The sequence below is a fragment of the Lysinibacillus sp. FJAT-14745 genome (assembly GCF_001275675.1).
Lineage (GTDB): Bacteria > Bacillota > Bacilli > Bacillales_A > Planococcaceae > Lysinibacillus.
In genome coordinates this window covers 78370-94487 of record NZ_LITM01000006.1, presented here as the reverse complement: position 1 = coordinate 94487, position 16118 = coordinate 78370, and the positions used below count along the sequence as shown (strand labels likewise).

The window sequence follows — 16118 nt, the reverse complement described above, 5'->3', positions numbered from 1 at the left end:
AACTTTATTTGCATCTAGGGTCATTCCACCACTCGGAATGGCCCTTTACGTAACGCCTAGGTTCAACTCCGGTTTGTTACTTGATTGTCACAGACAAATCGTCTTTTTTCTGATCTTGAGCAACTTTTATCCAATACCTCGTCCGCTCCAAAGGATATACTGGCAGGTTGACCCTGCGCGTTTTTCGATCCAAGTAAAGCTGCTTCCAGTCAACATCTGCACCTTGTACGTATTTCACGCAAATGGTTTCGAGCAGATCGGTGCAGTCCTTATCTGTTTCCTGTGCGATCAATGCGCTAACAGACTTGCTCATCTGCCTTTTTTCGCCTTCGGTGATCTCGCTACAATTCCTATCCCACTTGGTGCTTGGAACAATGCTGTGTTCGCCACAAAAGACGTCTGTCTGCTCTACATGCTCTATCCCTTGGGCATTCAGCACATCGATTTTCTCTTTCAGTTCCTCGAGAGTGCTTGCTATTATCGCAATTCGGTAGCGGTAATGCCCTCTGCCCACGCTGGAAGTGAAGCAAATATCATCGAGGCTGTTAGAATCATTGCTTACCAAATAGGTATGATAGCGTTCCACTAATCGTTCTAGCGCTACCTTTGTTCGGCAAGACAATACAAAGACGTGTGGTTGGTGTTTACCATCTACCACAGCCGGAGCGTGGTGAGGCGGTTCTTCAACCACAAAGTGACAGTTTGTTCCACTAAGGCTGAAAGAGCTAATGCCCGCTCTACGTGCTTCCTTGGATTTCTCCCAAGGTGTGGGTTTGTCCACCACATAAACGGCCGAATCATTGAAATTAATCGTAGGGTTAGGCTCCCGATAATTGCAGGTAGCAGGAATCAACCCCTTGTTGAAGGAGAGGATCACCTTGAACAACGAGGCCATTCCCGAAGCACCTACCAGATGCCCGATATTTGCTTTCACTGAGCCGATCCCACAGATCTGGGTTTCATGGGTATGGAACCTGAAGGAGTTGTTCAGTCCACTGACCTCCATGGCATCGCCGACCAGCGTACCCATACCATGTGCCTCAATGTAGGAAATGGTTTCCGGTTTGATTCTGGCGTCCTTCCAGGCAGTCAAAAGCAGATCCTTTTGGGCTTCTGCATTAAAGGAAGTAATCCCGTTAGAAGCGCCGTTGGTGTTTACCGCACTCCCTTTTATCACGCTATAGATAGTGTCCCCGTCTTCAAGGGCTTTGTTGAGAGGCTTTAATAGCACTACCCCAACACCTTCTCCCCAACAGGCACCCGTTGCGTCCTTGTCGAAAGGTTTAACCTCGCCACCGACCGCCTCGATCGGACTGAGCATACCGACATCGAGCGGAAGCATGAGCAGGTTGATCCCTCCTGCCAGTGCCAAGTCGCATTCCTTGTTTTGCAGCGCTTTACAAGCCGCATGCAAAGCCACCGCAGAAGAGGAGCAACCCGTGTCGAACACCATGCTTGGTCCGTTCAGGTTTAACGAATAGGAGACCCTACTAGCGAGAATCGCCGTCTTCGAACCTGTCATGGCAAAAAAATCTGGATTCTTGATGAGATGCAAATAAGAGAAATTAGCTTTGTGCGTATGATCAATTCCGGCATAGACACCCGTTTTGCTTCCGTTGAGACTGTCTCCGCCGTATCCTCCGTCTTCTAGCGCTTCATAGGCTACCTCTAAGAACAGGCGATGATATGGATCCATCAGTTCCGCCTCGTCAGGTGAAATCTGGAAATAAGCGGCATCAAACTTATCGATTTCCTCAAGATAACCGGCTTGAAGAAAAGGGTCTTTTGCGGAGCGCAGAGCATCAGGCAGTATTGGATAGATATCTTCCCGCCTTGACGGCGGGAAGCTTCCAATTCTGCTCTCTCCTTTCTTCAACAGATCCCAATATTCTTGCAGATTGTTCGCACCCGGAAATCTGAGGGACAGTCCGACTACAGCAACATCACTTTTCTGCCCGCCATCATTTCGGCTGGTAAGCTCTTTTAGAAGGCTAAAAGCCAATTGCTTACTCATTTTTCCATCCCTCACCATGTTGATGATCTGCTTGTTTAGTTCTTGAAGCTGTACCTGTCTACTACTCATCTTGACCTTCCCCCACTTCATTCAGAATAACCAGTGCATCATCAAGTGAGGAATCGCCCTTCTCTATGTTATCCAGTAATTCCATTAACACTTGGTCGGACAACTCTTCTTCCGACTTTTGCGCAATCACCTCGTCCACGATATTCTCCTTGCCGACGCCTCTCTTCTTATCGATAAATTCGGCAAGTTCTTCGACCGTTGGATGGGTAAAGATATCTGAAACGTCAACCATACCTGGATACAGAGCACCCAATTCTTTCAGCAACTGCATGGCGTGGATAGAGTCACCGCCGACGGAATTGAAGTTTTCGTAGATGTCGATTTCCTTCAAATCCAATACGATAGCGTAGAGGTAGGCTACATTTTTCTCTGTTTCGGTGTACTCCTTGCTCTTGCCCAAGATCACCAGATCTTCTGGGTTTAGCAATTGTTTCACTTCATTGCTTCCCATATCGCGGTTCTTGCTTTTTTGACGCGCCAAGTTCTTTTTCAGACCAGCGGACAGTGCAAACGGTAGGTTGTCTGCTCCGATTTGGCCGAGTACATCAAAGTTGATTTTACCTGGAACCACGTTGCTCATGTTGGAGTTTATGACGTTGTTCAATGCGTTGATCGCGACCTGAGTCTCGAGCGAACGGAACAGGGTATTAGAATCGTTCACTTGATAGTCGACCGCCATGCCTGTTTCACTCCAGCCTGACCAGTTGATGGTTTGGGCTGCCAAGCCTTTCTTCCACAAATACGGAGCGTATGAGTCAAGGAATGTATTAGCCGCAGTATAATCGCCTTGCCCTGGTCCGCCGAACAAACTTTGCATCGATGAGAACAGGATGAAAAAGTCAAGCTCCTGATCTCTTGTCAACTGATCTAAGATGATAGTGCCGTAGATTTTCGGATTTATGACACGATTGAATACGTCCATGTCTTTGCGGAACAGGAAGCCGTCGCCCGCAACGCCCGCACAATGGACGACTCCGTTAATATGGCCATACACCTTCTTCAGCTCCTCGGTAATACTGGTCATCTGTTCTACATCACACGCATCCGAATAGCGCAGGATGACATTACATCCTTTGCTTTCAAGACGCTGGATTCCGCGGATCAGGTCGGATGCTTTTTTGTCTTTATCTTTTTTCAGTACAGCTTCCCATTCGGAACGCTCAGGCAGTTGTCTGCGACCGATCAAACAGATGTTGCATGGTCCCAAGCCGCCTAAATTCAACGCGGTTTCAAGGCCCAGACCGCCAGTACCGCCAGTGATCAGGTAGACACCTTCTTTTTTGATTTTGACTACCTCGATATCGTCACGCTGAACATCCAGGGCTGTCAGCACTTCTGTATATCGGACATTGTTGCGATATGCGACACGGAAGGTTTGCTCCCCGCTACGAAGTACTTCATTCAAGACAGTATTCATATCGGTACGGGAATCGATGTCGATGCTTCTGTATTCGTATTCCGGGCATTCCGCTTGGGTAGTTTTAGCTAGAGCCAAGAAAGATGCGTTAGCAGGTTTGATATAAGCTTCTTCCCCGTCTACATCGTGCGCATGCTCTGTCACGAGGACAAAGTTGACGTTGCCGTTAATCTTTTTAAGGAAGCTTCTTGTCAGATAGGCAAGGTTGTACAACCCCTGATTCAAAGTCTCTGGGTATTGTTCCAAGGTATAGTCCGATTGGTTGAAATCAAGAGTGCTCAGGTGATAGACGGTCGAGAACGTATCCACCCCAATGTCTTCCAACAGCTTCACATAATCCTCTTCCGCTCCGCCAACGGTATAGTGCGTCGAATCAAGCTGTGCATAGACTTCGCCGAAGGAAACGAAATACAGATTGTTGTCTGCCGTTTGGATGCGGTCCGTCAGTTCTTTCGCAAAGCCGGAGCGATCCGCTAAAATCAAGATGTTGCCTTCTGGAATCGAAAATTCTCGCTCTTCCGCCGCTTGTGGAGTCCAGCGCAATCCATAGAAGGAACTGGTCACGTACTCATGAATTTTGTTGATTTTCTTCAGCGAAGTCTCTTCTGCCTCGGCGATGGTGTTTCCTTCCATATCTACAAGGGTAACCTGGAAGCTCATGAGTTCGGAATCGTTGCCCTTTGGAATCTTTCTAATTTTGCTGTAGAAATGTCCTGGAAGTCTTCTGTAGAACTTCAAGTTCTTGTAAGAGAACGGCAAGAAGAAATCTCCGCCGGCATAGAGTTGCATGGTAGCCATATTGATAGCCGTGTCCATTATGCCAGGGTGGCAAGCGTATTCTTCCAAATCCTTCGATAGCTTGTCGGGAAGCTTAACTTCTGTAAAGATGGTTTCGCCTTCCTCGTCCTTTTTCCGGTAGAAGTGCTGCACGCAGCTCCATCTTTCTCCGAAGGCGTTCATTCCATTTTCATCCACCTTAGTCTTTAACGGAAGTTCTTCCACCTCAGGGTCCGTCAAAATGCTGCCAAAATCAAGTTGCTTCGTAGCCGTGTCCTCATGGAAAGACGCACTACCTTTTGCATGTTCGATCCAGATTTCGCCGTTTGCGTCCGCATGTCTAGAGACGACCGTGAAGCTCGTTTCGCCCTGTTCCTTGGTGATCACGATGTGGGTTTCTATATCCTCATCTTCAACAGAAGCCACCAATGGAGAAAGGAATACAATGTTATTAATCACGATGTTCTCGTTGTCAAAACATTGACGGAATGATTCCTTGATAATTTCAATAAAAGCTGTTCCGGCCAGAAGATTGCCGCCCATGATTTTGTGATCCTGCAGTACCCAATGTTTCTTCAGATTGAAGTTCACCAGGTAAATGTTTTGTTTCATGGAATCAACTAGGCACTTCTCGACCAAAGGATGGAGCGTTTGAGTATCCTCGACATCTTCGCTCTTGATTTTGGTCTTTTTGACGTCGCCCCAGTAATGAATTCTGTCAAACGGATAGGTTGGAAGCGGGATGCGCTTGACAAGCTCAGTAGTATACAGCCGTGTCCAGTCCACATTGGCACCCTTGACATACAAGGCACATAAATTAACAAGCTTCGTCCGATAATCCTCATCGTCTGCATGATCCTTCAGTGTGTCGATGATAGCTTTGGCTTGGGTCGTGAAAATGCGTAGTTCACTTTCCGAAATTTCGCCTTCCAGCTTTTGTTGACGCTTGTCGGATACAACATTGTTCTTGCTGTAATAGATCTTCTCGTCCTCGATGGACTTCAAACCATTTGCTGCAACCAAATCAATTTTCCCCTTCAATTCATCCAAGCTGTTGACAACCAAAGCCAAGCGGTAGACGTAATGCCCGCGTCCCGTATTGGCTGTGAAACAAACATCGTTCATGTTCAGATCGGTCTTGTTTTCGAGGAACTTCTTGTAATTCTTGATTATATTGATCATGGCCGTCTCGGTTTTTGCAGACAGCGTCAGGATGTTGGTCTTGTCTGTGACCGTCTCCATTTCCAGCGGAGTTTTATATTCCTCAACAATCATATGGCAATTGGTTCCACTGAACCCGAAGGAACTGATACCTGCGCGCAGTGGCTGTTCTTCGTTATCCCAAGGAGTGACTTTGTCTACGACATAGGTCGCTGATTCCATGAAGTTGATATGCGGGTTCGGTTCTTCAAAGTTCAGGCTCGGTGGCAACGTGTGGTGATTCATGGACAAAACCACTTTCAGCAGGTTAGCAGCCCCCGAAGCACCGATCGTATGGCCAATATTGGTCTTGAGCGAACCAATACCACAAAATTGTCTTCTATCAGTGAATTTCAAGAAGGCATTCGAGAGACCAAGGACCTCAATTGGGTCGCCGAGCAGTGTAGCCGTCCCGTGCGCTTCCACGTAGCTGATCGTCTCAGGCGAGACCTTTGCCCGTTTCCACGCGTCGATGATCACTTCTTCCTGTGCCAGCGGGTTCGGAGCAGTCAGACCGTTGGAAGCACCGTCATTGTTGATGGCACTGCCTTTGATAATACCATAGATATGGTCACGGTCTTTTACCGCCTTGGCGAGCGGCTTCAGCAGAAACACGACAACACCTTCACCAAAAACAGTACCAGTGGACTTTTTATCAAAAGAACGCACCCGGTTGTCACTGGACGATAAGGCCTGCACGAGGCTGTCATCGCCGTCTATCTCTTCTTCTTCATCCGTTCTTGTGCCACCCGCGCCAATAGAAATCCCGCCAGCGAGCGCCATTTCACATTCCTGATTTCGAATCGCGTTGCACGCCTCATGGATCGCAACTAAACCGGAGGAGCACGCTGTATCGAATACTATCGCTGGTCCTTTAAAGTTAAAGAGGTAGCTGATGCGGCTGGCCAGAATCCCGTTCCAGGTGCCGATCAGTTTCATTGGATCATCTTCGGTAATGTACTTGTAGTTGATTGAGTTGGTACCGTCCTTGCCGGCAAACACACCTGTTTTGGTATTTTTGATATTCGAGGCACCATAGCCTGCGTCTTCAATTGCGCTCCAAGCCACTTCCATGAAAACGCGCTGTTCAGGGTCGATGTAGCGCGCTTCTCTTGGAGGGATGCCGAAGAAGTTTGCATCAAATTTATCCGTGTGCTCAACATAAGCGCCACTGAAACTTTCCAAATTTTCAGTATCATCCGGCAGTCCCTCGGTCATCCCGACAAATTCCGCATAGTGCTTATTTTTATAGGCTTCTTCGTAGAACAGATGTCCCGCTGGCTTCGGTGTTAAACAGGTTCTCCCGTTAATCAGATTGTCCCAGAACGCTTCAGTATCTCCTGCCATCGGCAATCTACATGCCGTACCGATAATAGCAATTTCCTGCGTGTTCTTCGTGTCTTTCGTTTGCAATTCACTTAACAATTGGACCGCTTCTTTCTGCGACAACAACTGTTTGCCGAGCTGATCCAAAATAAATCGTTTTACGTTGTTCAACTGATTCACTCCCTAATCGTGTCTACTCTTAATTTTTTTCATCAATAAGCAGCGCCAACATTTGATTAAGATCCATATCGCCGCTGGCAAATTGTTCGACCAATTTCTCGAGATCTTCTTCGTTCTGTTTGTTGTCATCTTCCTCGATCACAAGTTTTTCAGCACTTGGCCCCATCTTCGATTCGATATGGCTCGAAATCTCTACCACCGAAGAATAAACAAAAATATCGGTAATAGCCGTCATCCCTGGATAGACTTTGTTCATTTCTTTGTGCAGATAAGAAGCCAGCAACGAGTTCCCTCCGGATTCGAAGAACTTGTCATGAACGTCCACTTCATCGACGCCAAGGGTCTGAACCCATGCGGCTATGACATTCTTCTCAATCTCCGTCAGTTTGTCCATGCTCTTGCCGGTCACGACGACATTCTGTATATCACGGTTGGCGGTAGGTGTTATTACCTTCGCAGTAGCGCCCTGCTTTTCCGTCATTTTTTCGGACAGCCTAATCTTTTTGGCATAGGTTTGACCACCAGATGCCAACACTGAGTAGTTGATCTCACCCACCAGCACTCGAGGCAACCCGGTCTGCAGGGCGTGAGCAAACGCATTGGCCCCTTCCGTATCCTTCACGAAATGAACATACATGCCGTTAACATTTACACCGTTGCTAACCGCCATGCCGGATTCACTCCAGCCGGTCCAGTTTATGGTCAGGCTCGGTACTCCCTGATTTCTTCGATAGTACGTAAAGCTGTCCATATAAGCATTGGCCGCAATGTAATCGCTCTGGCCCGCCGTCCCAAATACAGATGTCAAGGATGAACACATGACGAAGAAATCAAGTTGATCGTCGCGGGTCAATTCATGAAGCACCCATGTCCCATAAATCTTCGGACTCAAGACCTCTTCAAATGTTTCCCAATCTTTCGTAAGTATGAATCCGTCACCGGCTACACCGGCTGCATGAATCACTCCGTCGATTGCTCCGTTCCGATCGCGGATGTCCTGCAGTGTCGCTTTTATCTGATCATATTCAGCGATATCGACTTGCAAGATGTCTAGGTTCTTTCCTTCTGTCCAAAGTTTGTTCACTTGGTCGATCTTGTTCTGAAGCAGAACATCGTCATGGGCTGTCAATGCTTCAAACGCTTCACGCGAATACGTTCGATTCAGCAGGATGACATGAATCTCTGGATTCACGCTGAACAGATATCTGCACAAAGCAAGCCCCATGCCACCCAATCCACCGGTGATGATGTACGTGCCTTGATCTTTGAGTTCCAGCTTTTGTTCAGCTAATTGCTCATATGGCAAGGTGTCCATCTGTTCAATGTATCTCTTGTTGCCTCTGTATGCCACTGCATACATAGGCTCATCGTGCAACAGTTCTTCCAAAAGACTTCCTTCATCGGTGTGTCCGTCACAATCTATTGCACGGGTTAAGATATTCGCGTACTCTTCCCCAATGCTAGCACCCATTCCGATTAACGCACGGTGCATCGGATGAATCTGCTCTTCATCGCCCGTCACAAGAGTAGCTTTCGATGTCATCAGGGTTAAACGGATTTCCTGCCTTACGTTGTGATTCAGTAGCGCTTTGACAAGCTCAAATGTACTTTTCAAAACAAGTTTTGTCTCAGACACCACATCCTCGACGGACTGAAGGACTGGATTCACAAGAGATGCCATTTGGACGATATGCTTGATGTTCTCTTTCGGAAGGCTGCTGAGCAAGCTATCAAAATCATTTTCTTCAGCCAGTTGAACTGTCACCAATCGATGGCCAAACCGGTGATGCAGTTGTTCTATCAGAGAACTGGATTCTTGGTCAGGACGGTGCAACACTAGAAGAAGATCGTTATCGCCTTGGTATTCCAAATAGTTTGCATAAGTTTTTTCATAAGGAACCCAGCTTGTTGCATGGTACATATTATGTTGACTGTTTTGATTCATCATGAAAAATTCTGGCTGATGTACGTTCTTAATGATATAGTCCTCCAGTTCGGCAACCACCCGTCCATCATCCGCAAAAAGTGTAATGTCGAAGGCTATGAATTCATTCGTATCCTTGCCTTGGTTTTTCCTTTTGATGTGACTGTACATTTTTTCCGGTAGCGCTTCATAAAATCTGGCTTTTGAACAAGAGAACGGCAAACAAACGTTTGACATAAAGAGTCCCCCACCGTTAATCGCCGGATCCAACAAGGACGGATACAAAAAGTACTCTTTCATTTCCTGTGAAAGGGACGAATTTATTTGAAAGTAAAGCAAGACTTCTTCGTCATTTAAATAGACGTTCTTTAAGCTTTTCCACTTATCTCCTTCGACCTCGACGAACGACAGTGTGTTTAATTTTTTTGACCTATCCACCTGTTCACAGCGGTTGATAATTTCATCCGAATGTAAGATAAAGTCGACTTGTTCACACTCTTCTCGAACCACCAGTTCCAGATGACTCGTCCACTCGTGTTCGTCTTCATTTTTGCTGTAGCAGGTGATAGTCAACACGGAGTCTTCCATTTTCGCCATTGTGTGAACGGTCCGTACCTCATCTACCTTACAGACAAGCGGAATCATATAGATAAGTTCCTGGAGCTCGAAACGATCGCGTTTCAAATACCGTCTACTGACAAACTGAGCCATCTCGATAAAGGCGGTTCCTGGCAGTACATGTACGCCGTTGATCTTGTGGTACTTCAGTTCCCAGCAGGTATCGATGCTTAACTCAGTTTCATACACTTGCATTTGATGGGTATCTAGGACGCATTGATGAATCAAGGGATGGAGCTTTGCCTTTTCCTTTTTTTGCAGCAACGGAATTTTCTTGTCGGGAAGCGTAATCCAGTAGCGTTTGTGATTGTAAGGATAGGTAGGAATGCTCAGTCTGTGCCGGGCTTCCTTTTTATATAGCCGCTCCCATGGAACATCCGCACCCTGGACATACAGCTTCACTATCTCTTGCAACAGAAACTTGTACGCAGCGGCATCATGCTCCCCTGCAGCTTGTTCGATCAACAGTGTTGCTTGCTCGGTCAGCGTCTTTTTCCAAGAGGAAGAGATATATCCCTCCAACTGCGTTTCCGTATCGATTACTTTGTGCTCGTGATAGAAGCAACGTTCATCGTCAAGCAGACTTTGGTCAAAGGCTATATTTACAAAATCATCGACCGAATCGAGGACCATCGCAAAGCGATAGTTGTAATGTCCGCGGCCGATGTTGGCCGTATAGCAGAAATCGGCCAAGTTGCAATTTGGAAACTGCTTGAGATGGGCCTGATACTTCTTAAGTAAATGCAGAACCGTATCTTTGTTCTTAGCCGAGGCAGTCAAGACTCGTACAGGAGCGGCACTTGTCTCAGTGCCGTCCAGCATGGGCGCTTCCTCCAGAACCAGATGGCAGTTCGTCCCGCTCATTCCAAAGGAGCTGACCCCGCATCTTCTCGGACTGTCTCCCGGTTCCCATGGCATCAATTTGTCATTGACATAAACAGGAGACGAACTAAAGTCGATCTTACGGTTCGGCACCTCAAAATGGAGTGTAGGCGGTATTTTCTTGTTCTTTAGCATCAAGACCGCTTTTAGTAAACCAGCCAGCCCTGCAGCGCAGTCAAGATGGCCGACATTTGTCTTCACAGAACCGACGGCACAAAATTGTTTTTTGTCAGTAAAACGGCCGAATGCTCGTTCAATGCCGCTGATTTCGATCGGGTCGCCAAGATTCGTTGCCGTACCATGCGCCTCGATATAGGAAATCGATTCCGGATTAATTCCGGCATTCTTCCATGCGTCACGGATGACCTCTTCCTGTGCCTCTGCATTCGGTGCGGTGATGCCGACAGATGCACCATCTTGGTTAATGCTGCTGCCCTTGATAACTGCATAGATATTATCACGATCCCGTATAGCCTGCCGGAGCGACTTGAGAACGATGCAGATGACACCTTCGCCTGCACCGGTACCATCTGCAAGGTCATCGAATGTTTTTGTTCGGGCGGAAGAGGACTCTATTCCCATCTTTTTATCGACCTGCACAGGCGGCACCGTCTTCAAACGAATGGAACCCGCTAGCGCCATTGAAATCTCGCCGTCTCTGATTTGCTGGCAGGCAAGATGTACGGCCACCAACGAGGATGAGCAAGAAGTGTCGATGTTTACCGCCGGCCCTTTCAGATTCAACAAGTAACTGATCCGGCTTGCAATAATCGCATCCAAATTCCCGGATAACGCGACGCCGTATGTATTAGCGTCAGCCGCTCCAATCATCGCACCGTAAGAGTTATACTCGCTTCTATACCCTAGAAACACCCCAGTTTTGCTCCCTTTCAACTGGACCCCGCCGTATCCGGCATCCTCCAATGCGGACCAGGCCGACTCGAGAAATAACCGTTGAGCTGGGTCCATCACTTCCGCTTCTGTCCGAGAAAGCTGGAACAGTCCTGCATCAAACTGATCCAATCGATCCAGATAGGAGCACGGAATCAGTTCTTCAGACAACGGCTTGTGAAACTTCAATTGATGCAACCGATTAGCATCTCCCCAACGTTCTTCTGGGAAATCTCGTATCAAATCAAAGCCATTGCACAGATTTCCCCAGAGTTCCTCGACGTTTTTAGCACTTCCAATTTCTGCGTTTAGGCCAATAATCGCAATGTCATTGGCATGAACTTCGGTAGAAGAGGATTCAGACACAGGACTCTGTTTGGAAATTGATAGCTTCTTTAAAGTATTCAAATCCATGCAAATCCCCCTTGTTTGATAGCACGATAGTCAAAATCTTGGAACAAAGCTTCAGTTCCCGAATCACGAAACAGTTCCTGGAACCTTGCAACTTGCTCATCAAGAGGGGTTTTCTTAGTTTGGAACATCGTGAGCAGCATCTCGATGCCCTGCTGCATTTCTTCTAGCGTGGCTGTTCGGCCATCTTTTTCGATGTGTTGCTGAAGTTCATTGATTCGATTGTAAGGCTCGATAACACCTTTGCGATACTCTTCCTCATTCCAGTTGTGATTGCGTGTTGCTGCAGAGATTCCCAAACTTCTCGACAAGAACGGGATGTAGCTTTTTTCGATATGTTTTTTCAGAACGGTTACATTGGCAGGAATGTCATAGCAATAGAACGGGATGTCCGAATAGATGCCTCCCATCATATTTTTCAGTACATTGCCTGGTCCAATTTCGACCGCATACTGCACCATTGCCATCTTGGCGTAGGTCATGCAATCAACCCATCGCACTGGCATCACAATCTGAGCGGTCAAATTCTCGACAATGTCCTCTTTGCCCTGATAAGGTTTAGCCGTTACGTTCGAGAGAATCGGATACTTGAAATCATGGAATGTATAATTGGCCAGTTCCTGCTTAAACATCTCCGCAGCTGGCTCCATCAGCGCGCAGTGGAAAGGTGCGCTGACATTAAGCTGACTCGATTTGATCTGTTGTTCCTCCAAGATCTTGACCACTTGATCAACCGTATGTCGATTACCCGAAATTACGGTCTGTGTTCTGGAATTGAAGTTGGAAATGCTTGCAATCCCGCTAGAACCAGAAACCGAACGGCAGATGTCTTTGAGTTTTTCTACATCGCGGGTCATCACCGCGATCATGGACCCTAGTTGAGGTGGAACCGCCTGCTGCATGAATTCCCCGCGTTTTCTGACAATCTTGACCGCATCGGCAAAATCGATCGCGCCAGCAGCTGTCAACGCGGAGATTTCACCCAAGCTGTGACCTGCCATCAGGTCAGGCGTAATCCCTTCTTCAGCCATCAACACACGGAACATCGCAACACTGGTAGTCAGAATCGCCGGTTGTGCGTTATACGTGAGCGTCAATTCCGACTTATCACCCTCAAAACACATTTTTTTCAGATCGAAGGATAAAGCTTCATTGGCTTCTTCAAACACATCAGACGCAAGTTTGAAATTTTCAACAAGCTTCTTCCCCATTCCAACATACTGAGAGCCTTGCCCCGGAAATACGAATGCTTTTTTTTGCATTATTTTTATCACCCTTTACTTGTTATGGTTTTTACTTTTAAGTAGATCTCAACAGATGCTAGAAGATTTGAGTAAATCCTTCCAGTAACTCTTTTATTTTTCCCTCCGAGATTTTCTTGTTCAAAACCTCGGAGGCAAATGTAACAGAACCTTCATCTAGATGGAAAGCAATAGAAAAATCATAATAGTCCTTATAGAATTCGTTTCCGCTAAATTGGTAGAGGAAAATCAGCGTAAGGCCATTTTTCTTGCTTTCGATTCGGATCATCGTTCTCTGGAATTTTGGCGCATCCTGATAGTCTGGCGGATGACTTCCATGAGAACATTTAGATCCGATCCTATCCTCTTCGCATACCTTTACTTTATAGTAGCTCCCAACATATGTTGGAAGATTTGAACAAACCCTTCCAGTAGCTCTTTTATTTTTTCCTCCGAGATTCTCTTGTTCAATACCTCGGCGGCAAATGTGACAGATTCTTCTCCCAGATGGAAAATAATAGAAAAATCATAATAGTCCTTATAGAATTCGTTTCCGCTAAACTGGTAGAGGAAAATCGGCATCAGGCCTTTTTCCTTGCTTTCGATTCGGATCTTCGCCCTCTGGAATTTTGGTGCATCCTGATAGTTCTGGCTGATGGTTTCCAATAGAACATTTAGATCCTCTTCGCCTACCATATCAAAGGAAACATAGTCCTTTTGATTGGCGGTGCATACGGTAAGCTCTTGCTGGCCAGTTGCATCAAACAGCAGATAGTTGTAGGCGAACAGCAGCCGTGCATGAAGCTCTGATTCATTGGCAGCGTGCATGGCTTTAACAATTTGATACAAGTTCCCCGTATCCGTCAATTTGAATACAGAATCAAGAAGCGCTTTATTGGACTGTTTGAAGTAGGAATCAGGAAATGGAATCTGCTTGCAATTCATAGTTCCAAGACCGTTCGCTTCAATATGTGCAGCAAGTTGTGCAATCGTCGGATTGGCGAACAGATCTCCCACCTTGACAGTGCCAGGGTACTTCTCTTCGATTTGTAAAAACATGCTGGTAATCAATAACGAGTTGCCACCTAAATCGAAGAAATTGTCATGAATACCGATTTCGTCGAAACGAAGGATGCTCTTCCAGATAACAGCTAGATCATGCTCACGCTCATTCTGTGTAGCCACGAAGCTATTGCTCTTACGAAGCAGGTCCAAATCAGGCATTGGCAACGCATCTTTATCCAACTTGCCACTTCTGGTGATTGGAATACTGTCGATCTGCATGATGAAAGCAGGGATCATGTAGTCGGGCAATACTCCTTTTAAGGCATCCTTGATCTCTGTCGTCCCGATCTCGACATCGGATACGACATATGCATAGAGGGCCTTGTCACCTTGTTGATCGTTTCTTGCGATTACTGCGACATCGACGATGTGTTCCAGCTTCCGTAGCACACTTTCGATTTCTCCCATCTCGATGCGGAACCCTCTAATCTTTTCCTGCTGGTCGATTCGACCAAGATACTCGATATTGCCATCAGGCAGCCATCTTGCCAGGTCTCCCGAACGATACAGTCTACCTTCCCCAAACGGATTGGCGATGAATTTCTCGGCTGTCAGTTCCGGCTTGTTTAGGTACCCTCGTGCCACGCCGTCCCCAGCGATGCACAATTCCCCTGGGATGCCAATTCCGCACAGATTCATATCGTTCATGATGTATACCTGCGTATTGGAGATTGGTCTGCCGATCGGTATTGGATACGGGATGTCACTCAACCCGTCATATTCCCAACTAGTAGCCTGTATGGTGTTTTCCGTCGGTCCATAGGCATTGACGTATCGGCAATGATTGCCTGCTTTTTGAATGATTTCCGCATTCGATGCCGATCCAGCGGTCGTTAGCACTTTTAGGCCTGTCAGCTCGGTCTGTAGATAATACTGCGGCGGCAACACGGTCAGCGTAATTCCACTCTGATTCACAAATGCGTTGAAGCTTCCGATATCTGCAATGATCTCTTTCGAGATCAACGTCAGCCTTGCACCAAGCAACAGCGACAGGGTCATTTCCCAGACCGCCGCGTCAAAGACATAGTTGGCAAATTGCAACACGTTGTCTTGCTCGGTTACCTGGTACAGGTCCTGCAGATAGATACGCAACGCTGCAACACCTTGATGCTTGAGCATGACGCCCTTTGGCTGGCCAGTGGTTCCCGATGTGTAGATGACATACGCCAAATCATCGCGCTTGTTGACCTTTTCTGGATTGTCAGACGAACCTTTCCAGAGCACACAGCCTGCAAGATCGAGGACAGGCAGCTCCGTTTCTAGGTTCGTTTGGTAGAGCAGCACCGCTTGTGGCTGGCAATCCTCTAAAATGAACTGGATACGGTCTGCCGGGAACGTAGGATCAATCGGTACATACGCGCCGCCCGCTTTCATGATGCCGTAAATTCCAGCAATCATCTCGATACTGCGCTCCGCCATGATCGCCACCCGATCACCAGGCTTCACACCCAACTCGCGGAGTTTCCATGCCACTTGATTCACTTTCTGGTTCAGCTGCGCATAGGTCAACTGCTCATCTTGGAAGACAAGCGCGATCCCGTCAGGCGTTTTACTAACCTGCTCCTCAAACAAGTCCACAACCGTTTGGTCCTTAGCATACTCGCGGGCCGTATTGTTGAACTCACCAAGGATTTGAACTCGCTCCTGTTCGGTAATCGCTTCGATCTCCGACAATTTCCCATTTGGGTTAGTCGCAATCGCCTGCAAGACAACTTCAATTCTTGTCAGGATGCTCTGGATCTCCTCTTTCGCGTACAGATGAGGGTTATATAGAAGATCGAAAATCAGGTTGTCACCTTTTAAATAGGCAGCCAGGCTAATATTGTAGCTGGTCTGTCCTCGACCCGACTCGAATTCAAACAAAAGCCCTCCTTCTTCGGCCTTCAACTTTTCTTCATCAACAAAGTAATTTTCAAATGCATATAAGACTTTGATCAGTTCATTTTTTTGCTGACTCAAAGATTGAATTTCAGCGAGAGAGCAATACGAATACTGATCGCTCTCAGTCCCCTGATTTTGAAGCTCTTTCAACAGCTCCAACATGGTCATGTTCTCTCTGGATCGAACTCTTATCGGGATGGTATTGATAAACAATCCGACAAT

5 protein-coding genes are annotated in these 16118 nt (G+C 46.9%); all 5 read right to left on the bottom strand.

Features of this window, described 5'->3' with window-relative positions; translation table 11 throughout:
• Nucleotides 1–76: 76 nt before the first annotated feature.
• A complete protein-coding gene (locus tag AMS59_RS10485; RefSeq protein ID WP_053483702.1) occupies nucleotides 77–2083 on the bottom strand; it encodes a type I polyketide synthase in 2007 nt (668 codons plus the stop codon).
• On the bottom strand, nucleotides 2076–6974 hold the full coding sequence (locus AMS59_RS10480; RefSeq protein ID WP_053483701.1) for a beta-ketoacyl synthase N-terminal-like domain-containing protein: 4899 nt from the start codon (nucleotides 6972–6974) through the stop codon (nucleotides 2076–2078). Before AMS59_RS10480 ends, AMS59_RS10485 begins: the two co-directional genes overlap by 8 nt.
• 28 nt (nucleotides 6975–7002) lie before the next feature.
• On the bottom strand, nucleotides 7003–11712 hold the full coding sequence (locus tag AMS59_RS10475; RefSeq protein ID WP_053483700.1) for an SDR family NAD(P)-dependent oxidoreductase: 4710 nt from the start codon (nucleotides 11710–11712) through the stop codon (nucleotides 7003–7005).
• A complete protein-coding gene (gene fabD / locus AMS59_RS10470) occupies nucleotides 11703–12971 on the bottom strand; it encodes an ACP S-malonyltransferase (protein WP_053483699.1) in 1269 nt (422 codons plus the stop codon). Before fabD ends, AMS59_RS10475 begins: the two co-directional genes overlap by 10 nt.
• Nucleotides 12972–13328: 357 nt before the next feature.
• On the bottom strand, nucleotides 13329–16109 hold the full coding sequence (locus AMS59_RS10460) for an amino acid adenylation domain-containing protein (protein ID WP_255350013.1): 2781 nt from the start codon (nucleotides 16107–16109) through the stop codon (nucleotides 13329–13331).
• Nucleotides 16110–16118 lie beyond the last annotated feature (9 nt).